Genomic DNA, 24,726 nt, shown 5'->3' on the forward strand with positions numbered 1-24,726 from the left:
AAGCGTGGTTTTTTTAAAAAAAAACTACGCTTTAAATTATATTCTTTTAGTAATTTCGTTTACTCATAACTAACTGATTTTATTTATGATACTTAATACCGAATTAGAATACAAAGGCGATTTATTCCCTTCAAATATTATAGACTATAAAAAAGATGTAGACGTACTACATTTTAAAACCGCAAACAATGTTATTTTACAACTAACCGTTTTAAGAGACAGTGTTTTAAGGTTTAGATATTCTACCGTAGGAAAGTTTAATAAAGACTTCTCATATGCCATTGATGAAGATGCAAGCCGTGGTTTTAACCATCTTGAAATTACTGAAGATGATGAAAAATACATTGTAACTACCGCAAAACTTATTTGCCATGTTTATAAAGTAGATTTAAGAACATCAATACTAGATGCTAAAGATGGCACTATAATATGTCAAGATGAATTAGGTTTCCATTGGGAGGAAAGCTATGAATTAGGTGGCGATATTGTAAAAATGAGCAAGGTATCCCAAACAGGCGAAAGTTACTATGGTTTAGGTGATAAACCAGAACACGTAAACCTTAAAGGTAAAAGGTTTGAAAATTGGGCAACAGATTCTTACGCATTTGGTAAAAATACAGACCCTATTTACAAAGCCATTCCGTTTTACACCGGTTTACATAACAACAAATCTTACGGTATATTTTTTGACAATACTTTTAGAACATATTTTGATTTTTGCCAAGAAAGACGCAACGTAACAAGCTTTTGGGCTTCTGGTGGCGAAATGAATTACTATTTCTTTTACGGCCCTAATATGCAAGATGTAGTTGTAAGCTACACAGATTTAACCGGTACACCAGAGTTACCACCATTATGGGCATTAGGTTACCACCAGTGTAAATGGAGTTACTACCCAGAATCTCAAGTTAAAGAAATAACACAAAAATTTAGAGACCTAAAAATACCTTGTGACGCCATATATTTAGATATAGATTACATGGAAGGTTTCCGTTGTTTTACTTGGAGTAAAGAGTATTTTCCAGAGCCAAAACGTATGGTTAAAGAATTAGCTGATGATGGTTTTAAAACGGTTGTAATAATAGATCCGGGTATTAAAATAGACATGGAATACGATGTATTTCGTGAAGGTTTAGAAAAAGACTATTTCTGTAAACGTGCAGATGGCCCTTACATGAAAGGTAAAGTTTGGCCTGGTGAATGTTATTTCCCAGACTACACAAGACCCGAAGTACGCGAGTGGTGGGCAGGCTTATTTAAAGAACTCGTTTCTGAAATTGGTGTAAAAGGTGTTTGGAATGATATGAACGAACCCGCAGTAATGGATGTTCCTGGAAAATCATTTCCGCCTGATGTAAGACACGATTATGATGGCAACCCATGCTCACACCAAAAAGCACATAATATTTACGGTATGCAAATGGCAAGAGCCACATACCATGGTTTAAAGCGCTTTAATTACCCAAAACGCCCATTTGTAATTACACGCTCAGCTTATTCTGGTACACAACGTTATACCTCAACTTGGATGGGTGATAACGTAGCCACATGGGAACACCTACAAATTGCAAACATACAAGCACAACGTTTAGCCCTTTCTGGTTTCTCTTTTGCTGGTTCTGATATTGGTGGTTTTGCTGAACAACCAAACGGCGAATTGTATGCACGTTGGATTCAATTAGGCGTTTTCCATCCGTTTTGTAGAACACACTCTTCTGGTGATCATGGCGAGCAAGAACCTTGGACATTTGGCACTGAAATAACCAATGTGGTTAGAAAATTTATAGAACTTAGGTATCAATTACTTCCTTATTTATACACAACCTTTTATCAGTACCATCAAAATAACGTGCCTATGTTAAAATCATTGGTGCTGTTTGACCAAGAAGATATTCAAACACATTACAGAACCGATGAGTTTATTTTTGGAAATCAAATGTTGGCATGCCCAATAAATGAGCCAAACTCAAAAGGAAGGCGCATGTATATTCCGCGTGGTGAATGGTATAACTACTGGACAAATGATATTGTTTCTGGAGGAAAAGAAATGTGGGTTGATGCAGATTTAGATGAAATGCCACTATTTGTTAAAGCTGGTGCCGTAATACCTAAATACCCTGTACAACAATATGTTGGTGAGAAAGATATTGACCAATTAACATTAGATGTGTATTTTAAAGATGGTAAAGAAGACTCTCAAATTTTTGAAGATGCAAATGATGGTTATGATTATACCAAAGGACGCTACAGCCTAAAGAAATTTAACTTAGCAGGAAATAGTGATAAACTTATTATTAGAATTCATAAAACAGGCCAATTCTATACATCATATGATACGTATAAAATTAACTTTATTGGTCTTCCTTTTGAAGTAAAATCAATTAAAGTTGATAATGAATATGTAGATTTTAATGATGTACAATTTGAAAACAACACACTAGTTGTTAGTAAGGAATTTACAAACCTTCAGCTTAAAGCAGATTAGTAAATTTTTTACACCACAAAAACACTTAAAAAGGCTTTCCTAGATATACTAGTTGAAAGCCTTTTTCTATTTTCATAGATTTATTAATGGCCGAAATAATTTCTAAAACGCCTTTATTATCTTTAACTAATAAAGGTACCATAACATCATTTGAACTGGTTATTTCAATAAGTTCTTCATAGTGATTTTTGTCTTTTATTTCAATTTCATGTATAAACGGATATTGCAATGCTATGTTTGTTAAAGAATTAAAATCATCGGTTTGAGAAAATAAGCCTTCTTTTGGCATGTTTTCAGGGTTATTCATTTCTTCAGCAGTAATTAACCTAAATGATCCGTTTTCACCAAATTGTTCGCTAAAGCGGCTAATAGCATAATGGTTAATATCGGCACTTCCGGTTAAAGCCATTAAAAAACCAACGTCATTTAACTCAATATTATCTTCAAGAGACACCGAATAAATATCTGTATTAATAGCCTCTAAACCCATTTCTTTAGCTTGTCTAACGTTATTATGGTTACTATCTATTAATACAACATGCCTGTTATTATCTACTAAATACTTACCTATTAAACGCGCTACTGGTGATGCACCTACAATTAAAATACCATCAGAATTCTTTAAAAACACCCCTATTAACTTTGCAAAAAAGCGTGCTGTAGTTGCGTTTAAAAGTACGGTACCAAGTACTACCATAAACACTAAAGGAGTAAGGTAGTTTGCATTAACAACATCTTCGGCCATTAATTTACTGCCAAAAAGAGATGCAATACCAGCTGCCACAATACCACGCGGACCAACCCAACTTATAAATATTTTTTCATTAAAAGTTAATTTTGATCCGTATGCGCTTAAAAACACGCCTAATGGCCTAATTATAAACACTACTACTGCAAATAGTGCAGCGGTTTTCCAAGTGGCTAATAACATTAAGTTTTCAAAATCTATATTAGCGGCTAATAGTATAAAAAGTACAGATATTAATAACACACTTAATGACTCTTTGAAGTATAGTATTTCTTTTAAATAAGAATCGTTTTTATTACCTAAAACCATACCCATTACCACTACTGATAATAAACCAGATTCATGCGCAAATGTATCAGATAGTACAAATAACCCTAATACAGCTGCTAATGAAAATACATTCATTAAATAATGTGGTATGAGTTTTTTCTTTACTAAAAAATGAAAACCATGGGCAAATGTAAAACCAAAAGTGCAACCAAAAAGTATAATTTTACCAAACTCAATTAAGGCTGTTTTGGTAAAACCACCGCCACCACCAACAAAAATAAATTCAAAAACAATTACGGCTACTAAAGCGCCTATAGGGTCTATTAAAATACCTTCCCATTTTAAAACGGTAGATACATCTTTTTTTAACGGAATGTTTCTTAAAATAGGGGTAATTACTGTAGGGCCGGTAACTATTATTAATGCTGAAAAGAGAAACGACAATTCATAATCTAAATTAAAAAGATAGTGTACTGCAATTGCACCTACAAAAAAAGTAACTAAAGAGCCTATTGATATTAGCTTTGTTATAACACCTGTGGTGTTTTTAATTTCACGTAATTTTAAAGTTAAGCCGCCTTCAAATAGAATAATACTAATGGCTAATGATACAAAATAATATAACCCTTCGCCTGGGAACAAACCTTTTTTACCATTCCAAATAGGTTCAATCCATTTATACCCATCATCACTTATAAACTCTGCAGCAATAGGCCCAACAAATAAACCAATTAATATTAATGGTAAAATTGCAGGAATTTTAAGCTTCCAAGCAAACCATTGGGCTAAAATTCCTAGAATTATAATTCCGGATAGTTCTAACATAAAAACGCTTTTAAGTTCACTAATATAAATAAATCCTTTGGTTTTGAGTTTTTAAGTGTATTTTTTATAAAAAGAATAACTTTTTAAATACATTTTATAGCAATTAGTTATAAAATACTCTCTTAATATATTCTTAACAAAACTTAATTTTTGTTGCGATTTTTTTAATTTTACCACCTATGAACTTATTTCCAGTAAATGCCGGTAATTTTAAGCTAGATGGTGGTGCTATGTTTGGCGTGGTACCAAAATCTTTATGGCAAAAAACAAACCCTGCCGATGCTAACAATATGATAGACTTAACTGCCCGTTGCCTGTTAATTGAAAATGGCAATAGGCTTATTTTAATTGACACAGGCATGGGTAATAAGCAATCTGATAAATTTTTTGGCTACTACCACCTTTGGGGCAACCACACACTAGAGGGGTCATTAAATAAACTCGGCTTTACTAAAAATGATATAACTGATGTGTTTTTAACACACTTACATTTTGATCACTCTGGCGGATGTATTGAATGGAATAATAATAAAACCGGTTACAAACCCGCCTTTAAAAACGCACATTTTTGGAGTAATAAAGACCATTGGCAATGGGCCACACAACCCAATGCACGCGAAAAAGCATCATTTTTAAAAGAAAACATAATACCTATTGAAGAAAGTGGGCATTTAAAGTTTACTGATATTCCTGAAACTGACATATTAAAAAATTCAGCATTAGGTTTTGATATTTTTTTTGCAAACGGACATACTGATAAGCAAATGATTCCTATGATTAATTACAAAGGAAAAACCATTTGTTTCATGGCCGATTTACTACCAACCGTTGGGCATTTACCATTACCCTACGTTATGGGCTATGATACTAGGCCGCTTTTAACACTAACCGAAAAAGAAAAATTCCTAAATATAGCAGCAAAAAACAACTACTATTTGTTTTTAGAACATGATGCTCACAACCAAATTATTACAGTAAAAAACACCGAAAAAGGTGTAAGACTCAAAAATATTTACACAACACAAGAAATATTCAATTAATAAAATTAAAACATGAAAACATTAAAAGTTTTAACTGCTTCGGCATTTTCTGCATTCCTTATATCTAGCTGTGGCTCTGCAGACATTCTTTCTACTCCTATAGAAAATATTGATGCAACCCCTTTAAAAGTTTCTGAATTAACAAAAGCTGAAAAAGAAAATTGGGGACATTTAGATTTGGTAAAAGATACCATACCTGGTATGAGTGTTGATAAAGCCTATGCCGAAATAATTAAAAACAAAAAAGGCCAAAAAGTAATTGTTGCTGTTATAGATTCTGGTATTGATATTGACCACGAAGATTTAGATGACGTTATTTGGACTAACACAGATGAAATACCAAACAACGGTATTGACGATGATAAAAATGGGTATATTGATGACGTACATGGCTGGAACTTTTTAGGCGATGGTTACAATGAACAGTTAGAGTTTGTTAGAATTTTAGCCAGTGGAGATACATCAAACCCAGATTATGCTAGGGCACAAGCAGAATATGATGCTGAATACCCTAAATGGATGGAGCGCAAAACACGCTATGAGCAAATATTAACATAAGTAAAAGGTGCTCATGATGTTTTTAAAGCTCATTTTGGTAAAGAAGATTACACCAAAAAAGACGTTAATGCAATTAAAACTGAAGATGAAAAACTAAATCAGGCTGTGCAATTAGCAAAATTTATGTATAGTAACGGTTTAGAGTCTTTACCTGATGCTATTGATGAACTATCAAACGGTTTAGAAAGTATTAACGAACGTTTAAACTACAATTTAAACAAAGAATTTAAAGGTCGTTTAACTGGCGATGATCCTAATGACTTTTCAACAAAAGGGTATGGCAACGGAAACGTAAAACCAGTTAAAAAAAGTGAAAGCCACGGTACACACGTAGCTGGTATTATTGCTGCCGAACGTAACAATGGTAAAGGTGCAAACGGTGTTGCAAATAATGTTGAAATTATGAGTATTAGAGCTGTACCAAACGGTGATGAATATGATAAAGATGTAGCTTTAGCTATAAGATATGCTGTTGATAACGGTGCAAAGGTAATTAATGGTAGTTTTGGTAAAAGCTTTTCTCCGCACAGTGATAAAGTACGTGAAGCCATAGCTTACGCTAGTAAAAAAGATGTTGTTTTTGTACACGCAGCTGGTAATGATAGTAAAGATGTTGATACTGAACCTAATTTTCCTGATGATAATGTAAATTACGTTGAAATATCAAACTCATACATTAGAGTAGGTGCATTAGCACCAAAATATGGTTCAAACTTACTTGCTAGTTTTTCTAACTACGGTAAAAAAAATGTTGATGTGTTTGCTCCAGGAGCACAAGTGTATTCTACTACACCAGAAAATGAGTATGATACAAAAGGTGGTACATCAATGGCAGCGCCTGCTGTAGCTGGTGTTGCTGCTTTAATTCGTTCATACTACCCAAAATTAAGCGCTGCTCAGGTTAAACAAATAATTATGGACTCTGGCTTACCTATTAAAAGCAAAGTTGTTGTTGGTGGTAATAGCGATGATGTAAGATCATATGCCGATGTTGTAAAATCTGGAAAAATAGCCAATGCATACAATGCATTAATTATGGCTTCAAAAATGTAAAAAAGAAACCAAAAACAATTTTAAAATAAATACGTAAATTAATGATTCGTTATTATTCAGCTTTTCTATTTGTAATGGTATTATTGGGTTGTAATACACCTAAAAGTGCTACTACAGCCGCAGTACCAAACACGCCACTAACACCCAATACATCAACCCTAAATACTGCTTATTGGCAACAACATGCAGATTATACCATGGAAATTGATATGGATGTTAATAAATATCAGTACAACGGAAAGCAAACATTGGTTTACACAAATAATTCACCCGATGTTTTAAACAAAGTTTTTTACCATTTATATTTTAATGCCTTTCAACCTGGTAGTGAAATGGATGTAAGATCGCGCACCATTGCAGACCCTGACCCCAGAGTTGGAGATCGTATTAGCAAGTTAAAACCAAATGAAATTGGTTACATAAAAGTAAACAGCTTAAAACAAAACGGTGAAACTATACAATATGAAGCCGTTGGAACCATATTAGAAGTAACTTTAAACAAACCAATATTACCAGGTGAAAAAGCTACTTTTAATATGGATTTTAACGCACAAGTACCAGTACAAATACGAAGATCTGGTAGAAATAATAAAGAAGGTGTAGCTTTATCAATGGCACAATGGTACCCTAAATTAGCCGAATATGACTTTGAAGGTTGGCATGCAGACCCATATATTGGCAGAGAATTTCATGGTGTTTGGGGTAATTTTGATGTAAAATTAACTATTGATAAAAACTACGTAGTTGGTGGTACAGGTTATTTACAAGGAAATCCTAAAATAAATGGTAATAAAAAAACACTACACTTTAAAGCACCAAACGTACATGATTTTACTTGGGCTGCAGACCCTGATTATATTCACGATACTAAACAAGTACCTAATGGCCCATTGTTAAACTTTTATTACAAAAACTCTTTAGATGCTCAAACTAAATCATATTGGAAAAAATTTCAACAAAAAACAGTTGAACTTATGCAATATTTCAGTGAGCATATTGGTAAATATCCATACAAACAATACTCCGTTATTCAAGGCGGCGATGGCGGTATGGAATATGCCATGTGTACTCTAATTACAGGTAAACGTAGTTTTGGTAGTTTAGTTGGCGTAACAGCACATGAGTTAGCACACACTTGGTTTCAATTTTTATTAGCCACTAACGAGGCTAAACACGAATGGATGGATGAAGGTTTTACAAGCTATATAAGTGATGCTGCAATGAATTACGTAATGAAAGAAGGTAAAGAAAACCCATTTGCTAATGCTTACAAAGGCTATATTTATTTAGCAAACTCTGGTAAAGAACAACCGCTTTCTACACATGCAGATAGGTATACTTTTAATCAAGCTTACGGTATTGCTGCATATAATAAAGGTGAAGTGTTTTTAGCACAATTAGGCTATATAATAGGTGAAGAAAATTTGAAAAAAACTATAAAAGAATATTTCAATACTTGGGCCTTTAAACACCCAACACCTAATGATTTTATTAGAGTTGCTTCAAAAGTTTCTGGTTTAGAATTAGATTGGTATTTAACAGATTTTACACAAACTACCAATACCATTGATTACGGTGTAACCACTATTGAAGATAAAACAGTTACATTACAACGTTTTGGTGTAATGCCAATGCCTATAGATGTAACCGTAACATATACTGATGATACTACCGAAAACTTTTATATACCATTACAAATGATGCGTGGTGAAAAACCAACAACAGCAACTATAATTGCAGATTGGGCTTGGGCGTATCCAACATATACTTTTAACACATCAAAATCTATTAAAAGCGTTACTATTGATCCTGAAGAAATGATGGCCGATGTTAATAGAAAAAATAATACTAAGTAGTTTGTACTTTAAAATATTTTAAATTTTGAAAGCGATTCTTAATATGAATCGCTTTTGTTTTTTTAAAAGTATGTCATTTTATAATTTGCTACCTTTGATTTTTGTTAAAACAAAACCATTGAAATTTACCTACCCAAAAAAAGAAAAACTTAAAAGTAAAACACTTATTAACCAGTTGTTTTCTGAAGGACAATCAGTTTCAGTATACCCTTTGCGTTTGGTATATTTAAAAACAACATTTCCTGAAAATATTGTAGCAAAAACGGGTGTATCGGTTGGTAAACGCTACTTTAAAAAAGCCGTTGATAGAAACTTAATAAAACGCTTGTTAAGAGAATCTTATCGCTTAAATAAACCATCATATTTTAACAACATAACTGCTCAATATGCGTTCATGATTTTGTACATTGGAAAAGAAAAATCATCATTTGCAAAAATTCAAAGCAAAATGAATACACTATTCAATAAATTTTCAGAAAAAGTTAACAACTAAACTATTTGCCAATAGTATTTGTTTCAAAAAACATAAAACATGAAAAAAATTATAAAAAATAAACTTGTGCTTTTAAGCTTAGCTTTTACTGTTTTTTTAAGCACTACAGCTTTTAAAAACGATTTTTTTGAAATTGCTAAACAAATAGAAATTTTTACTACAGTTTTTAAAGAACTCAACATGAATTATGTTGATGAAACCAATCCTGCCAATTTAATGGATACAGCCATAAAAAGCATGTTGGCAGATCTTGATCCGTATACAAATTTTATGAATGAACAAGATGTAGAATCTGCCAGAATTAATAACACAGGCGATTATACCGGTATTGGCGCAAAAGTTAAAACCCTAAAAGACAAACTTGTAATTGTTGAGCCTTATAAAAATTATCCTGCCGATAATGCAGGCTTAAAAGCAGGCGATGAAATAATAAAAGTTAATGATACACGTATTGAAGATTACAAAGAAAACAGTGGTAATTTACTAAAAGGCACTGCAGGATCTACCATAAATGTAACCTACAAACGCCAAAATAAACTAGCCACCGCTACTATAAAAAGAGCTGAAGTTGAAATAAAAGCAGTACCCCATTTTTCAATGGTAAATGATAAAACAGGCTATATTGTTTTAAGTAAATTTAATAGAAAAGCTCATGCCGAAACCAATTATGCACTGCGTGATTTAAAAGCTCAAGGCGCAAAACGTATCATTTTAGATTTAAGAGGAAATCCTGGAGGTTTGCTAAACGAAGCTATAAAAATTGTAAACTTATTTGTGCCTAAAGGGCAACTGGTGGTTACCACAAAATCTAAAGTAAAAAAATACAATAAAACATACTATACGCAAGCTGAACCTATTGATACTGAAATTCCATTAGTAGTTTTAATAGATGGTGGTAGCGCATCAGCAAGTGAAATTGTTTCCGGCGCATTACAAGATTTAGATAGGGCAGTGGTTGTGGGCTCTAGAAGTTTTGGTAAAGGATTAGTACAGCGCCCAAAAGCACTTACTTACGGTACACAAGTTAAAATTACAATTTCTAGATATTATACACCTTCAGGCAGATGTATTCAGTCTTTAGATTATTGGAATAGAAACGATAAAGGCGAAGCTGTACGTGTTAAACAAGAAAATTATAATGAATTTAAAACTAAAAACGGACGTAAAGTTTTTGATGGCGGTGGCGTTTTACCCGATGTTATTTTTCCAGCTTCAAAAAACTCAACTATTACAAATGCTATTTTAAATGACGATTTGGTTTTCAATTTTGCCACTAATTTTTACTACAATAACAACATTGAAAACATTAATAATTTTACTTTAAATGATAAGCACTTTTCAGAATTTAAAAATTATTTAAACGCCAACAAATTCTCATTTAAAACAGATACTGAAAAAGCGCTTTTTAAGGCTTTTGAAACTGCAACTAAAGAAGAATTGAATGATAATATTGAAAAAGAATTTAACGCCTTAATTTCAAGTTTAAATAACTCAAAAGAAACGGTACTTAATGAAAATAAAAACTTTTTATTAGAATTGCTTACCGAAGAAATTGTAAAACGTTACGTATACCGCGAAGGTTTATATGAATATTACAAAATACACGACGAAAAAATAAAAAAAGCTACTAGTATACTTGCAAACCCAACAACATATTCTAGTTATTTAAAGTAAACAACCTTGTTTTTCATCCTTAACTAAAGGCAATTAAACCCAAAAAAACCTTAAATTAAGCGCTAATTGCTTAAAAATATTATATTTATATCCCTAATTAATAGCAACCTACAATGAATAAACTACATGTATTTATACTATGCTTAATACTTACCTGTAAGTTTACTTATGCCCAAAAATTAACCCACGAGGTATATTTTGATACTGATAAATTTACTGTACCACCAACTGAAGAAAGCCGGTTACTCTTATTTATTTCAACATTAACTGATATTGATATTCAAACCATTTCTATTTATGGTTTTTGTGATGATGTTGGGGCAGATACTTATAATTTAAGACTCTCTCAACAAAGAGCCGATGCTATAAAAAACCTATTTTCAGAAAATGAAATAAGCGAAAGCCTCATTACAAATGTTGATGGAAAAGGTGAAGTTTTACTTAAAATTGTTGATGAAAAAAATGCTATAAAAATACGCGGTTTAAACCGTAAAGTTGAAATTATTGTAACACCAAAACCTAAAATTGAACCCAAAAAAGTAGAAGAAGAAACCGCTACAGTTACCAAAGTTGAAAAAAAGAAAACTGTACAAGAACAAATTAAAGGTGAAATTAAAGCGGGCGATAAAATTGTTTTTGAAAACATATTATTTAAAACAGGCTATGCTACCGTTACTCCAAACTCAAAAAAAACATTAGAGTCTATAGCTAAAGCATTAGCTGAGCGTAAAAACATATATTTTACAATACAAGGGCATGTTTGCTGCACAAAATTTTCTAGAGATGCTATTGATAGAAAAACTAAAAAGCGCAACCTATCTGAAGCCAGAGCAAAATATGTACATGATTATTTTATAAAAAAAGGTGTTGATAAAAGACGCATGCGTTACATGGGTATGCGCCGAAAATTTCCTTTGGGTGGCGACCCAAAATTTGATAGAAGAGTAGAAATTCTCATAACATACGTTGGTAAAGAAAACCCTTAAAAATGCTGCAAAAAACTACATATTTAATACTTGTTTTAAACATGTATGTTTTTTCGCAAAACACAGTAATACCCGATGCTAATTTTGAACAAGCTTTAATTGATTTAGGTTTAGATACTGCACCAATTAATGGCGTTGTGCCTACTGCAAATATAGCTTCTGTAACAAATTTAAATATAGAATCTAAAAATATAAACAACCTAACAGGTATTGAAGATTTTTCTAGTTTAATGGTGCTAGAATGTGCTAATAATAACATTTCAAGCATTAATACTTCAGCTAATTTAAACTTAACACAGTTATTTGTTAATAATAATGCACTTACTAACATTGATATTAGTAACAACAGTTTACTTCAAATTTTATGGTGCGATAATAACCAATTAAGTAGCTTAAATGTTTCTCAAAATCCAAATTTAATTTCAATAGCTTGTAGTAATAATAACATTACTACACTTAATGTTTCAAACAATATTAAACTTAATGTTTTGGTTTGCGATAATAACCAATTAAATACCTTAAATATTACTAATAATACTACCTTAAATAGGCTGCAATGTGCAGGTAATTTATTAACCAGTTTAAATGTATCATTAAATACAGATTTGGCTTTTTTATACTGTAATAATAACCAAATAGATAGCTTAAGTTTAAATTCACGTTTAATTGAAATTAACTGTAGTTTTAATAATTTAACTGTTTTAAATGTATCTGAAAACAACAGGCTTACCCAACTTAATGCAAGTTATAATAACCTTTGTAGTTTAAATGTTAATAACGGAAATAATAATAATTTTACGCTGGTTGATTTTTCAGAAAACAATAATTTAAATTGTGTAGTTGTTGATAACCCCAACGGAAATCATTCTACTTGGAATCCGGTTGATTTTTCAAACTATGTAAATTCTGAAAATGCTTGCGAAGATTTAATTCTGGTAGATAAACTTCCTGATGTTGTTGGGCCTTCATATACCTTACCAATATTAACTAATGGTAATTATTTTACCGAAGCAAACGGTAATGGTAATGCACTTTTTGCTGGCCAAGTTATTAACAATTCGCAAACTATTTTTATTTATAATAACACAGCATGTTATAGCAACCAGTCTAGTTTTTATGTGTTAATAACTAACGCTAGTTTTTATATACCCAAATATTTTACACCTAATAATGATAATACCCATGATACTTGGAAGGTAATTGATAATTCAGGTACGTTTTTATCAATAAATATTTATAACAGATATGGTAAGTTGTTAAAAACATTACAACCTAATAATTTAGAGTGGGATGGCACGTATAACGGTAATGTTTTAATTTCTGATGATTATTGGTACGTTATTAACAGATTAAATAATAAACCTATTAAAGGACATTTTACACTAAAGAAATAAATTGTTAGTTTAGTTATTAACTTTTTATCATACTTATATGTGGTATATTATCTTCAAGGTACTGTTCACCTATTTGTTTAAAGCCTAAATTATTATAAAATTTTACTAGATAGCATTGTGCTGAAATTTTAATAATAGTTTCATTAAAATAGTTATTAACAGCAGTTATTGATGCATTCATAATGTCATAGCCATAATTGTGTTTTCTTTCATTTTTAGCAACAACAACTCTGCCAATGCTAGCGTTTTCAAAGTAATCACCTGGTTTAAAAATACGTGTATAAGCCACTATTTTGTTGTTTTTAAAGCCTAAAATATGTAAAGCTTTTTGGTCTTTATAATCAATATCTTGGTATACACAATCTTGTTCAACAACAAAAACTTCGCTTCGTAATTGTAACATATTATAAAGTTCTGTAATTGTTAATTGGTTAAAGGTTTTGGTTTGTATTGTTAACATATTAATTTACATTGTGAAAAAAATAAAAACACGTATTAATCTTGTACAATAATATCTTTAATATCGTCTTTATTAAACTCTGGCTGAATAGTTACGTGGTTTATATGATATTTATCTTGCAATAGTGTTTCAATTGTTAATAAGATATTATCAAACTCAGTAATGCTTACATTTTCATTTAAGTCTAAGTGCGCCTCTAAATGCAGCTCATTATCACTTAAATTCCAAATATGAACATGATGTAATTTTTTTACTTTTGGTAGCTTGTTAACACTAATTACAACATCTTTAATATCAATATGTTCAGGTGTAAAAAGCATAAGCATTTTTGTAGATGATTTTAATAAAAAATAACCTACCCAAATTAAGTAAAGCGCTAATAAAAATGTTAATAAACTATCTACCCAAAAAAGCCCGTAATACTTCATTAATAAACCACCTATTAACACTGCTATACTTGCTAACATATCTGTTAATAAGTGTATGTAAGCCGATTTTATATTAAGGTTATTATCAGAATCTTTTTTTAACAACAGTACACTAAACCCATTACCAATAATAGCTAACAATGCTAAAATAATAACTAGGTTAGATTGTATGGTTTCTGGGTTTTTAAAGCGTAAAATAGCTTCTTTTATTAAAATAATAGCTACAATAATTAAGGTAGCTGCATTAATAAAAGCTGCTAAAATTTCGGCACGTTTGTAACCAAAAGTTTTATCTTCAGAGGCCTTTTTTTGTGCTAATCTTGTTGCTACATAACTAACAATTAATGATATAACATCACTAAAATTATGTAAAGCATCACTTAGTAATGATAAACTACCAGATACCAAACCACCAATAACCTGCGCAATAGTTATTACCACATTTAAAAAAATAGAAATAATAAGATTTCTACCTTTTAAATTAGCATGTGTGTGGTTATGGTTTTGGTTATTAGCCATTTAACATGAAACCGGAATTTTATCTATTCTATTTTGGTGGCGTCCGCCTTCAAAAGGTGTATTTAAAAACGTTTCAACCATAGCAATGGCTTGAGGTATAGCAGTAAATCTTGCAGGAATACAAATTATGTTAGCATTATTATGGCCTCTAATAAGTTGTACAATTTCATTATTCCAAGCTAATCCAGCACGTATTTTTTGGTGCTTGTTAGCTGTCATAGCTACGCCATTGGCACTTCCACAAATTAAAATTCCGTATGTAGATTTCTCATTTACAACATCTTCAGCTACCGGATGCACAAAATCTGCATAATCAACACTATCATTACTATCAGTTCCGTGGTTAATAACAGTAATACCTTTAGATTCTAAAAGTTCAATAATTGCAAATTTATAATCGGTACCAGCGTGGTCGTTTCCTATAGAAATAGTCATAACTTAATTTGTGTTTATAATTTTTGGTAAAGTTAATAAATCAAAAGCTGTTAACTGTACTTTTAATTAGTTGTTAATATCTATTCATTAATTTCTAAAAAATAAAGTTGGAAAATTGCATAAAAATTACAATCCATAACATTTAGTTAACAGCCAAATTAGTTAATGTAAATTTTCTGTTAAGTTATTAGCACTAAAATGTACATTACTAACCAATGTTAAGTAATATAATTATTAAAAAAAAGGTGTTTAATAATGTTGTTAACAACTGTTAATAGCAATACTAAATTACTTAAAAATAAATAAGTTAACCTAAAAATAATGTGTTAATTTCCTATCAATAAAATTAAATAAGATACTTTTCAAAGTAAACTTTAAAAAAGTTATACCAGTTATTAACACACTATAATAACCATCATTATTTTTTTTAAATTTTTAAAAGAAAAAGATATTATAATATATAATGTGGATAACTGTTTTTTTAATTAAAAGTAGCTTATAAAGAATTTAACATGGTCTTTAGTTAAAACTTAATATCTTTAGCGTATTATATTGATTTAAAAAATATCCATTAGGATGGCAAGAAATAATAGAAGGAGAGCAAAAAAGGGTATTCCTAATCTAACAAATACTATTTTAAGTATTTTAAAAAAAGAACGTAACCAAGCTTTTAACTACAAACAAATAGCTGCTAAATTACAAGTAAATGATGCTAGTAGCCGTAACCAAATAATAAAAACACTTGTTAAACTTACTGCTAAAAAAGAAATTCAGGAGGTAGATAGAGGTAAATACAAAGCCATTGTTAATACAGAGTATCATACCGGTAAATTAGATATGACTCCAAAAGGCTCTGGTTACATTATTTGTGATGCTTTTGAAGAAGATGTGTTTATAGCCTCAAATAATGTTAATAGAGCATTGCATGGCGATGAAGTTGAATTTTATTTATACAAAAGACGTAAAAGAGGAAAATTAGAAGGCGAAATTACCAACGTTATTAAACGCGAAAAAAGTGAGTATGTTGGTGTTATTCAAATACATAAAAACTATGCGTTTGTAGTGCCCGATAATCCAAAAATGTACAAAGATATTTTTGTTCCAATTAATAAAACGTTTAATGCTGAAGAAGGCGATAAAGTGTTGGTTAAAGTTGAAGATTGGCCTGAAAATGCCGATTCTCCTTTTGGTAGCATAGTTAAAGTTTTAGGAAAACCAGGTGAGCATAACACTGAAATTCACGCTATTCTATCAGATTACGGATTGCCTTATGAATTTCCATACGAAGTTGAAGATTATGCCAATAAAATTGATACATCAATAACCAACCAAGAAATAGCAAACAGGCGCGATATGCGTAAAGATTTAACCTTTACCATAGACCCTAAAGATGCTAAAGATTTTGATGATGCACTGTCATTTAAAATACTTGAAAATGGGTTATTTGAAATTGGTATTCATATTGCCGATGTATCACACTACGTAAAAGAAGGTACGGTTCTAGATGATGAAGCTTACAACAGAGCCACATCAGTATATTTAGTAGATAGAGTAGTGCCAATGTTACCCGAAATTTTATCAAACAATGCTTGTTCATTACGTCCGCACGAAGAAAAATATACCTTTTCAGCTGTTTTTAAAATAAATGATAAAGCAGAAGTAAAAGACCAATGGTTTGGTAGAACTGTAACCTACAGTGATGCACGTTTTGCTTATGAAGAAGCACAAGCAATTATAGAGCAAAACCATAACTTAAATTTTAATGATGCTTTACAATTAGAAAGTATTCAAACTACTATACCTCAAGAAGTTTCATTAACAGGTAAAACTTATAATACCACACCTAATATTGCGCAAGCTGTTTTAATTTTAGATAAACTAGCTAAAAAAATGCGCAGTAAACGTATGCGTAATGGTGCTATTTCTTTTGATAAAGTTGAAGTTAAATTTAATTTAGATGAAGAAAAAAATCCTGTTGGGGTTTTCTTTAAAACCAGTAAAGATGCCAATAAACTTATTGAAGAGTTTATGCTACTAGCAAATAAAAAAGTAGCCGAATTTATTGGAAAACAAAACCCTAAAAAAACATTTATATACAGGGTTCATGATGAACCCGATGATAGCAAATTAGCAGCATTACAAAATATTGTTAGCAGGTTTGGTTATAAATTAAATTTTCAAGACCGCAAAAGTGTTACCGCTTCTTTAAATAATTTATTAAAAGAAGTAGTTGGTAAAAAAGAACAAAATTTAGTTGATACTTTAACAATTAGAAGCATGAGTAAAGCCGAATATACTACTCATAATATAGGGCATTACGGTTTGGCTTTTGATTATTATTCGCATTTTACATCGCCCATAAGGCGTTATCCTGATGTTATGGCACACAGGCTATTACAACACTATTTAGATGGCGGAAAAACAGCTAATGAAGAAGCTTTTGAAGAAAAATGCCAACATTCTAGCAACATGGAAAATTTAGCAATCAAAGCTGAAAGAGATTCTATAAAATACATGCAAATTCGTTTTATGGAAGATCATAAAAATGAAGACTTTTTAGGTGTAATTTCAGGTGTTACAGATTGGGGAATTTATGTTGAAATAATTTCAAATAAATGCGAAGGCATGGTAAGTGTTAGAGATATTACTGATGATCATTACGCCTTTGATGAAAGTCAATTTGCATTAGTTGGCAGAAACACTAAAAACATGTACCAATTAGGTGATGAGGTTATTGTTAAAGTTAAAAACACAGACCTTGTTAAAAAACATTTAGATTTTTTATTAGTTGGTAAACCTGAAGATTAAACCAAAAAACATATTCAAAAAAAATGATTTTAACTACAACACAAACTATTGAGGGTTATAAAATTGAAAATTATTTAGGTATTGTAACAGGTGTAAGTGTAAAAATGCCTAAAGTATCATTAAGTTTTAATATGAAAAAGTACTACCAATCTTTTGAAACTAGATTGAATGATATTAAAGAAGAAGCCTTTCAAAATTTAAAAGAAAATGCTCAAAAATTACAAGCAAATGCCGTAGTTGGAATTAATTTAGATATTGAAACATCAGATTCTACAGGTGTTATTTTAGTATCTGTAACAGGTACTGCAGTAAAAATTGCTGTTTAATCCAAAAGTTTTCTTAAAGTTAATTTACAACGGAATAATTCTTGATAATTTTACGTTTAAATTAAAAACACTTCATATGAAACGCATATTATCATTAGTACTAATACTAACAACTTCATTAACTTTTTCACAAAAATCAATAGAAAAAGAAATAGGGGAGTTTAGTGAATTAAAAGTGTACGATTTAATAAATGTAGAGCTTATAAGTTCAAACAAAAATAAAGTAGTTATTACCGGAAAAAATAAAGATAACGTATTAATAAACAATAAAAATGGTACGCTTAAAATAAAAATGAGTTTAAAAGAAATTTTTGATGGTAATGAAACTAATATTAAGCTTTACTACTCAAAAGTTGATATTATTGATGTAAATGAAGGCGCCAATGTTTTCTCTGATGATACTATAAAACAGTTTGAAATAGATTTAAAAGCCCAAGAAGGCGCTAAAATTAAAATTCCAGTAAATGTTACTTATGCTAATATAAAATCGGTTACAGGTGGTAGTATTACAGTTTCAGGTAATGCTAAAAGTCAAAATATATCTATATTTTCTGGCGGAATTTATAAAGGTGAAACTTTAAACACCAATACAACCGAAGTAGCCGTTAGAGCCGCTGGCGAAGCTTATGTAAACGCTAAAGATGTAGTAGATGTAAAAATTAGAGCAGGTGGTGATGTGTTTATTTACGGTAATCCAAAAACTGTAAATGAAAATAAAGCACTTGGTGGCAGAGTTAAACGCATGCAATAAATTTCAAAAAAAAATATAAAATAACTAAAAACCATGCATTGCATGGTTTTATTTTTAATAACAAGTTAGTATCTGTAAAAAAAATCATAAAATATTTATTTACTTTGCGTAAAGCTTTTAAATTCTATGTTTGATGATATTTTAGCTGCTATCCCTTTTGGTATTGTACTTGCTTTTACAATTGGCCCTGTGTTTTTTGTACTTTTAGAAACCAGTGCCACAAAAGGCTTTAGAAGTGCCTTAATATTTGATTTAGGCGTTATTTTAGCCGATGTTATTTTTATAATAATAGCTTTTTTTAGTACCAATAAATTGTTGGAAAAGGTAAAAGATGATCCTAATTTTTTAATTTTTGGTGGCGTACTTTTAATAGTTTATGGGTTAATATCATTTATAAAAACTTCAAAATCGTTCAGAGAAATTGTTAGAGAATATCATAAAGTTGAAATAAAAAAAGGCTACGGAAAACTTTTTTTAAAAGGATTTCTTTTAAATTTTATAAATATTGGTGTGCTTTTAGGTTGGGTAGCTTTTATTGTTTTAGCAAATACGTTAACCGAATCTAAACAAGGTGTAGTAGTTTTTTTAAGTACTATTTTAGTAGTATATTTATTTGTTGATATTTTAAAAATTATAGTAGCAAAACGCCTTAAAAATAAACTCACACCACGTTTAATTTTTAAAACAAAAAAAATTGTGGCCTTAGTTATTTTAGGCTTTGGTATTTTACTATTAGCACAAGGTTTATTCCCTGAAGCTTATAATAAAAACAAAGAAAAGCTTGAAGAACGTATTGAACCATTAAAAGAAAAGCTTCCAGGGTAAACTGAAAGCTTTATTTATTTATTTATAAAATTAAAAATACTACTTCTTTACAAATTGTGTTACATAGTTATTTAGTTTTAATAAGTACATACCACTTTTTAAATGTGCTATATTTATGTAGTTATTTGTTACATTGCTACTAGTTATTTTTGTTCCTAAAACGTTATAAATAGTATAGGTTTTGTTTGCTGATGTGTCAGAAATGTACAAACGATCAATACAAGGATTTGGATATACAATTGTATTATTTTTTTTAATTGTTAATGTATTTAAAGAAGAAACAATTAAATTAAGTGTACTTTCTTTTTGAATATTATAATCGGCAAGCGTTCTCCCGTCTTCAAGTTGTCTACCAGCAAAAATAAGTGTTTGATTGTTTGGATGAATACCTTCTTTATCCTGTATTTTAGCTTTAATATTTTCAACACTATCATTAGCTTCAACATCTAAAGTAATAGTTTCACCAGACTCTAGCTTCACAAAAATTTGCATAGAAAACAGGTTAAAAGACATAAGAAGAAATAGAGATAAAGTGTAAAGTTTTTTCATGTGTTATTAATTGTTAGGGTTTATGTTTATTATAAAAAAAACTTCCAGTTTAAAACTGAAAGTTTAATTGAGGCGTCGAATGGATTCGAACCACTGTACCAGGTTTTGCGAACCTGTGCCTACCACTCGGCCACAACGCCATTTTAGTATTTTATTTCGTGCTATTAGTATTCTTGTGAGGGTAGAATCAAGAATATAAATTTAAAAAAATCTAGAGGCGTCAAGCGGATTCGAACCGCTGTACCAGGTTTTGCAGACCTGTGCCTAAGCCACTCGGCCATGACGCCTTTTTATTTTATCTAAATTTTTTGATATAGTTTTCTTGTTGAGGGAGTCAAGAACAACGCTGCAAATGTAAAAAAAAATATTGCTTTTTCTTACTTAAATTTATTTTTTCGCCTATCAGTCATTTTTATCGTTACACAAGCCACATCGCCACCTATTGGCGGATTAATTTTACTTACCCAAACCGTTGCTTTTTTTACCATAGCATCTTCATTAAAAATTCTATCTAAAATGCGTCTGGCAACGGTTTCTAGTAGTTTTGATGGTATGGCCATTTCTTCTTTTATAATACGGTTTAAAAAAACATAATCTACAGTATCACTTAAAGCATCAGTTTTTGCTGAGGTTTGTAAATTAGCTTTTATTTCTAAATCAACTCTATATTCGCTACCAATTTGAGTTTCTTCTTTTAAACATCCGTGGTAAGCATTAACTTTTATATTTTCAACTTTAATTACGCCCATTATTTTATAAAAAATACATACTTATAAGGGCTAAAATAGGTTGATTTTGTGTAATTTTCTTTTGTAAAACTATTTTTTAATAAAATTTTAAAAAATATAGCTTTACTTATGTAATAACAATATAAAAACAAGCTTGTTTTCATTTGTTTTTTTAAAGTTTTTAAATGAAAAAATTCACGTATTTTTGGCTCTTATTTGATAGAAAAACATTTTACAATGTCTGAGGAAAGAAAACCACTCAATTTTATTGAGCAAATTATAGAAGAAGATTTAGCTAACGGAATGTCTAAAAACACATTACGTTTTAGGTTTCCACCAGAACCAAATGGCTATTTGCACATTGGGCACACTAAAGCAATTGGCATAAGTTTTGGTTTAGGCGAAAAATATAACGCTCCCGTAAATTTAAGATTTGATGATACAAACCCTGCAAAAGAAGAGCAGGAATACGTTGATGCTATTAAACGTGATGTTGCTTGGTTAGGCTATAAATGGGATAAAGAATTATATTCTTCAGATTATTTTCAGCAATTATACAATTGGGCCATTAAACTTATAAAAGAAGGCAAAGCGTATGTAGATTCGCAAAGTAGTGAGGCTATGGCACAACAAAAAGGTTCACCAACACAACCTGGTGTTGATGGTCCTTTTAGAAATAGATCGGTTGAAGAAAATTTAGATTTATTTAACCGAATGAAACTTGGTGAGTTTGATGAAGGCGCACATATTTTAAGAGCAAAAATAGATATGCAACACCCTAATATGTTAATGCGAGACCCAATCATGTACAGAATTTTAAAAAAGCATCATCATAGAACGGGTAATAATTGGTGTATTTACCCAATGTATGATTGGACACATGGAGAAAGTGATTACATTGAACAAATTTCACACTCCTTATGCTCACTAGAATTTAAGCCTCACAGAGAACTTTATGATTGGTTCTTAGATCAAGTTGTTGATGAAGATAAATTACGCCCAAAACAACGCGAATTTGCACGTTTAAACCTTAGCTACACTATAATGAGTAAACGTAAACTACTCCAATTAGTTAATGATGGTGTTGTAAATGGTTGGGATGACCCACGTATGCCAACCATATCTGGTTTAAGGCGCAGAGGTTATACACCAAATGCATTAAGAAAATTTGTTGAAACCGCAGGTGTTGCAAAACGTGATAATGTTATTGATGTTTCGCTTTTAGAATTTTGTATACGTGAAGATTTAAACAAAACAGCACCAAGAGTTATGGCTGTTTTAAACCCTGTTAAATTGGTAATTACTAACTATCCTGAAGATAAAGTAGAGTGGTTAGAAGCCGAAAATAATCAGGAAGATGAAACTGCTGGTTATAGAAAAGTACCATTTTCTAGAGAATTATACATTGAAAAAGAAGATTTTAAAGAAGAAGCTAGTAGTAAGTTTTTCAGATTAAAATTAGGTGGTGAGGTTAGATTAAAAAATGCCTACATTATTAAAGCTGAAAGTGTAATTAAAGATAGCAACGGAAACATTACCGAAATACATTGTACTTACTCTGAAGATACATCAAAAAAAGTAAAAGGTACTTTGCATTGGGTATCAATAAAACATGCTATAAAAGCTGAGGTTAGAGAATACGATAGATTGTTTATGGATGAAGCCCCAGATGGCCACCAAGACAAAGATTTTATGGAGTTTATAAACCCTAATTCTTTAAAACTTATTGAAGCTTTTGTTGAGCCAAGTTTAACAGAAGCTAAAGTAGGAGATAGGTTTCAATTTCAACGCTTAGGTTATTTTAATGTTGATGATGTTTCAACACCCAATAATCTTGTATTTAACAAAACAGTTGGGTTAAGAGATACTTGGGCAAAGAAAAAACCTGCACAAAATAACACACAAAAACCAGTAGTAAACCAAACTAAAATTGATAGAAAAGCTATTGATGTTATTAAACAATTAGGAAAAAAATACACTAATTTACCCGAAGCTAAACAAGAAAAAACAAAAGCTGAAATTTTAAAATTAGCCGAAAATGTTTCTTACGAAGATTTAGAGCCATTATTTAATACTGCAGCAAAAAAAGTAGGTACACGTATTGCTACAGCATTAGCTTTAAGTGTTCTATTAAAAAATGGTTTAGCTAAAAATGAAGCTATTGATGCTTTTATTGCTAAAGCTTTAGAAGATAAAAATGAATTATTAGTGGCTGAAGCCCAATTGTTATAATTAATAATTTTATGTAATTTTTAAATATAAATTAAGACTGAAGTGTTTAACTTCGGTCTTTTTATTTTTAGTTGATACATTTTAAAATTTACAATACCGTTAATGAAATTCCTAATGAATGGGATGCATTACCTGTTAATGATGTTTTTTTAAAAACACCTTTTTTAAAAGCATTAGAGCAGGCTTTACCAAGTAATATTTCATCATATTTTGTAGCAGTTTATAAAAATAATACCCTAGTTGGTATTGCTATAATACAACGTGTACAAATGTATTTAGATGATGTTTTTAGAGATACATCAAACACATTTATAAAACAAGTTGGTAAAGGTTTAGTATCAAAATTTGTTCGTGGTAACGGTTTGGTAGTTGGCAATTTAATGCATACAGGCCAACATGGAATTTGGTATAATTATGAAGTAATTTCTCTAAAAGCATTTTTAAATACCATTAAAAATGCTATAAGCCAACTTTCAGTTTACATTAAAAAAACCTTTAATAAAAAAGTTAGAATTATTGTTTTTAAAGATTATTTTGAAGACGATAAAATTCATAATAATACAACATTCTTCAAAAGTCAAAATTTATATAAAGTACAAGTGCAACCAAACATGTTATTTCATGTTAACACTACTTGGACTAACACTAATGATTATGTTGCGGCATTTAATAAAAAATATAAAAGACGCTACACCACCGCCCGAAAAAAAAGTGCTCAATTAGTTTGCAAAGAATTAAGTTTAGACTTTATTAAAGCAAACACTGAAACTATTTACAAGCTATATAAGCAAGTTTCAGATAACGCCAGGGTAAATTCCTTTAAACTTCCTAAAAATCATTTTTTGAGTCTTAAAACACATTTAAAACAAGACTTTAAAATGTTTGGGTATTTTTTAAATAATGAGCTTATTGGTTTTTATTCTTTAATTTTAAATAATACCATTTTAGAAACATACTTTTTAGGGTATAATAAACACTTACAACAAAAGCATCAATTGTATTTAAATATGCTGTTTAATATGGCTTGTTATGGTATTGATAATAGTTTTAAAACCATTGTATATGCCAGAACCGCTATGGAAATTAAAAGTTCTATTGGTGCTAAACCTCATACAATGCATGTATATTTAAAACACACTAACCACTTAATTGCTAATACGGTTTTAAAATGTGTAGTTAAATATATGAACCCAATTAGAACTTGGGAAGAAAGGCATCCGTTTAAGTAATTTTAATAACTTTTTAAGATAAGTTGGTTTGTAAATTCATTATATTATTTCAAA

Annotated in this window: 19 protein-coding genes, 2 tRNA genes and 1 pseudogene; 14 read left to right on the top strand and 8 right to left on the bottom strand. The window is 30.4% G+C overall.

Annotated features, from left to right (window positions below; all coding sequences use genetic code 11):
* Positions 1–85: 85 nt before the first annotated feature.
* Positions 86–2,485, top strand: a complete 2,400-nt coding sequence (locus FUA26_RS03865) for a glycoside hydrolase family 31 protein (RefSeq protein WP_147131810.1) — start codon at positions 86–88, stop codon at positions 2,483–2,485.
* 25 nt (positions 2,486–2,510) lie between these two features.
* On the opposite strand, the gene FUA26_RS03870 is transcribed toward FUA26_RS03865, so the two are convergent.
* Complete coding sequence (locus FUA26_RS03870) at positions 2,511–4,328, bottom strand: cation:proton antiporter (RefSeq protein ID WP_147131813.1); 1,818 nt, start codon at positions 4,326–4,328, stop codon at positions 2,511–2,513.
* Between the two features lie 179 nt (positions 4,329–4,507).
* Here FUA26_RS03870 and FUA26_RS03875 point away from each other — a divergent pair, with 179 nt between their 5' ends.
* The 7 genes and pseudogenes from FUA26_RS03875 (at position 4,508) to FUA26_RS03905 (ending at position 13,382) form a co-directional block, all read left to right on the top strand.
* On the top strand, positions 4,508–5,368 hold the full coding sequence (locus FUA26_RS03875) for an MBL fold metallo-hydrolase (RefSeq protein WP_147131815.1): 861 nt from the start codon (positions 4,508–4,510) through the stop codon (positions 5,366–5,368).
* A 12-nt stretch (positions 5,369–5,380) separates the two neighbouring features.
* Positions 5,381–6,979 (top strand): annotated as a pseudogene (locus tag FUA26_RS03880) (S8 family peptidase).
* Positions 6,980–7,020: 41 nt separating this feature from the next.
* Complete coding sequence (locus FUA26_RS03885; protein ID WP_147131818.1) at positions 7,021–8,835, top strand: M1 family metallopeptidase; 1,815 nt, start codon at positions 7,021–7,023, stop codon at positions 8,833–8,835.
* A gap of 118 nt (positions 8,836–8,953) precedes the next feature.
* On the top strand, positions 8,954–9,328 hold the full coding sequence (rnpA, locus tag FUA26_RS03890; RefSeq protein WP_147131821.1) for a ribonuclease P protein component: 375 nt from the start codon (positions 8,954–8,956) through the stop codon (positions 9,326–9,328).
* A gap of 39 nt (positions 9,329–9,367) precedes the next feature.
* A complete protein-coding gene (locus tag FUA26_RS03895) occupies positions 9,368–11,002 on the top strand; it encodes a S41 family peptidase (RefSeq protein ID WP_147131824.1) in 1,635 nt (544 codons plus the stop codon).
* 113 nt (positions 11,003–11,115) lie between these two features.
* Positions 11,116–11,988 (top strand): OmpA family protein, encoded by an 873-nt coding sequence (locus FUA26_RS03900; protein ID WP_147131827.1) that lies wholly within the window; start codon positions 11,116–11,118, stop codon positions 11,986–11,988.
* 2 nt (positions 11,989–11,990) lie between these two features.
* A complete protein-coding gene (locus tag FUA26_RS03905) occupies positions 11,991–13,382 on the top strand; it encodes a T9SS type B sorting domain-containing protein (protein WP_147131830.1) in 1,392 nt (463 codons plus the stop codon).
* 16 nt (positions 13,383–13,398) lie between these two features.
* On the opposite strand, the gene FUA26_RS03910 is transcribed toward FUA26_RS03905, so the two are convergent.
* From FUA26_RS03910 to FUA26_RS03920, 3 genes are read right to left on the bottom strand one after another with little or no spacing between them, the layout of a single operon-like run.
* Positions 13,399–13,842, bottom strand: a complete 444-nt coding sequence (locus FUA26_RS03910) for a GNAT family N-acetyltransferase (RefSeq protein ID WP_147131833.1) — start codon at positions 13,840–13,842, stop codon at positions 13,399–13,401.
* A gap of 35 nt (positions 13,843–13,877) precedes the next feature.
* A complete protein-coding gene (locus FUA26_RS03915; RefSeq protein WP_147131836.1) occupies positions 13,878–14,789 on the bottom strand; it encodes a cation diffusion facilitator family transporter in 912 nt (303 codons plus the stop codon).
* A complete protein-coding gene (locus FUA26_RS03920; RefSeq protein WP_147131839.1) occupies positions 14,790–15,224 on the bottom strand; it encodes an RpiB/LacA/LacB family sugar-phosphate isomerase in 435 nt (144 codons plus the stop codon). It lies immediately after the preceding gene.
* Positions 15,225–15,800: 576 nt separating this feature from the next.
* Between FUA26_RS03920 and FUA26_RS03925 the strand changes: the two genes are divergently transcribed.
* The 4 genes from FUA26_RS03925 (at position 15,801) to FUA26_RS03940 (ending at position 19,934) form a co-directional block, all read left to right on the top strand.
* A complete protein-coding gene (locus tag FUA26_RS03925) occupies positions 15,801–18,032 on the top strand; it encodes a ribonuclease R family protein (RefSeq protein ID WP_147131841.1) in 2,232 nt (743 codons plus the stop codon).
* Positions 18,033–18,055: 23 nt separating this feature from the next.
* Positions 18,056–18,358 (top strand): heavy metal-binding domain-containing protein, encoded by a 303-nt coding sequence (locus tag FUA26_RS03930; RefSeq protein WP_147131844.1) that lies wholly within the window; start codon positions 18,056–18,058, stop codon positions 18,356–18,358.
* Positions 18,359–18,434: 76 nt separating this feature from the next.
* Positions 18,435–19,109 carry a head GIN domain-containing protein gene (locus FUA26_RS03935; RefSeq protein ID WP_147131847.1) on the top strand — a complete coding sequence of 225 codons (675 nt, stop codon included), beginning with the start codon at positions 18,435–18,437 and terminating at the stop codon, positions 19,107–19,109.
* A 126-nt stretch (positions 19,110–19,235) separates the two neighbouring features.
* Positions 19,236–19,934 (top strand): LysE family translocator, encoded by a 699-nt coding sequence (locus FUA26_RS03940; protein ID WP_147131850.1) that lies wholly within the window; start codon positions 19,236–19,238, stop codon positions 19,932–19,934.
* 39 nt (positions 19,935–19,973) lie between these two features.
* Here the strand turns inward: FUA26_RS03940 and FUA26_RS03945 are convergent, their stop codons facing one another.
* The 4 genes from FUA26_RS03945 to folB all read right to left on the bottom strand — a co-directional run bounded on the left by FUA26_RS03945 (position 19,974) and on the right by folB (position 21,232).
* Complete coding sequence (locus FUA26_RS03945; protein ID WP_147132633.1) at positions 19,974–20,426, bottom strand: ubiquitin-like protein; 453 nt, start codon at positions 20,424–20,426, stop codon at positions 19,974–19,976.
* 127 nt (positions 20,427–20,553) lie between these two features.
* Positions 20,554–20,623: transfer RNA gene (locus FUA26_RS03950), tRNA-Cys, on the bottom strand.
* Positions 20,624–20,698: 75 nt separating this feature from the next.
* Positions 20,699–20,770, bottom strand: a tRNA-Cys gene (locus FUA26_RS03955).
* Positions 20,771–20,860: 90 nt separating this feature from the next.
* Entirely contained in the window at positions 20,861–21,232 is a 372-nt protein-coding gene (folB, locus tag FUA26_RS03960; RefSeq protein ID WP_147131853.1) for a dihydroneopterin aldolase, read from the bottom strand.
* Between the two features lie 216 nt (positions 21,233–21,448).
* Here folB and FUA26_RS03965 point away from each other — a divergent pair, with 216 nt between their 5' ends.
* Both FUA26_RS03965 and FUA26_RS03970 read left to right on the top strand, forming a co-directional pair.
* Entirely contained in the window at positions 21,449–23,443 is a 1,995-nt protein-coding gene (locus FUA26_RS03965; RefSeq protein WP_147131856.1) for a glutamine--tRNA ligase/YqeY domain fusion protein, read from the top strand.
* A 71-nt stretch (positions 23,444–23,514) separates the two neighbouring features.
* Entirely contained in the window at positions 23,515–24,672 is a 1,158-nt protein-coding gene (locus FUA26_RS03970) for a GNAT family N-acetyltransferase (RefSeq protein WP_147131859.1), read from the top strand.
* Positions 24,673–24,726: the final 54 nt, after the last annotated feature.

The sequence above is a fragment of the Seonamhaeicola algicola genome (assembly GCF_007997385.1).
GTDB classification, from domain to species: Bacteria; Bacteroidota; Bacteroidia; order Flavobacteriales; family Flavobacteriaceae; genus Seonamhaeicola; species Seonamhaeicola algicola.

What these genes read in the sequence shown, in the direction of transcription:
- FUA26_RS03865 (WP_147131810.1), top strand. Translation starts at nt 86, where the DNA reads ATGATACTTAATACCGAATTAGAATACAAAGGCGATTTATTCCCTTCA.
- FUA26_RS03870 (WP_147131813.1), bottom strand. Translation starts at nt 4,328, where the DNA reads ATGTTAGAACTATCCGGAATTATAATTCTAGGAATTTTAGCCCAATGG.
- FUA26_RS03875 (WP_147131815.1), top strand. Translation starts at nt 4,508, where the DNA reads ATGAACTTATTTCCAGTAAATGCCGGTAATTTTAAGCTAGATGGTGGT.
- FUA26_RS03885 (WP_147131818.1), top strand. Translation starts at nt 7,021, where the DNA reads ATGATTCGTTATTATTCAGCTTTTCTATTTGTAATGGTATTATTGGGT.
- FUA26_RS03895 (WP_147131824.1), top strand. Translation starts at nt 9,368, where the DNA reads ATGAAAAAAATTATAAAAAATAAACTTGTGCTTTTAAGCTTAGCTTTT.
- FUA26_RS03900 (WP_147131827.1), top strand. Translation starts at nt 11,116, where the DNA reads ATGAATAAACTACATGTATTTATACTATGCTTAATACTTACCTGTAAG.
- FUA26_RS03905 (WP_147131830.1), top strand. Translation starts at nt 11,991, where the DNA reads ATGCTGCAAAAAACTACATATTTAATACTTGTTTTAAACATGTATGTT.
- FUA26_RS03910 (WP_147131833.1), bottom strand. Translation starts at nt 13,842, where the DNA reads ATGTTAACAATACAAACCAAAACCTTTAACCAATTAACAATTACAGAA.
- FUA26_RS03915 (WP_147131836.1), bottom strand. Translation starts at nt 14,789, where the DNA reads ATGGCTAATAACCAAAACCATAACCACACACATGCTAATTTAAAAGGT.
- FUA26_RS03920 (WP_147131839.1), bottom strand. Translation starts at nt 15,224, where the DNA reads ATGACTATTTCTATAGGAAACGACCACGCTGGTACCGATTATAAATTT.
- FUA26_RS03925 (WP_147131841.1), top strand. Translation starts at nt 15,801, where the DNA reads ATGGCAAGAAATAATAGAAGGAGAGCAAAAAAGGGTATTCCTAATCTA.
- FUA26_RS03930 (WP_147131844.1), top strand. Translation starts at nt 18,056, where the DNA reads ATGATTTTAACTACAACACAAACTATTGAGGGTTATAAAATTGAAAAT.
- FUA26_RS03935 (WP_147131847.1), top strand. Translation starts at nt 18,435, where the DNA reads ATGAAACGCATATTATCATTAGTACTAATACTAACAACTTCATTAACT.
- FUA26_RS03940 (WP_147131850.1), top strand. Translation starts at nt 19,236, where the DNA reads ATGTTTGATGATATTTTAGCTGCTATCCCTTTTGGTATTGTACTTGCT.
- FUA26_RS03945 (WP_147132633.1), bottom strand. Translation starts at nt 20,426, where the DNA reads ATGCAAATTTTTGTGAAGCTAGAGTCTGGTGAAACTATTACTTTAGAT.
- folB (WP_147131853.1), bottom strand. Translation starts at nt 21,232, where the DNA reads ATGGGCGTAATTAAAGTTGAAAATATAAAAGTTAATGCTTACCACGGA.
- FUA26_RS03965 (WP_147131856.1), top strand. Translation starts at nt 21,449, where the DNA reads ATGTCTGAGGAAAGAAAACCACTCAATTTTATTGAGCAAATTATAGAA.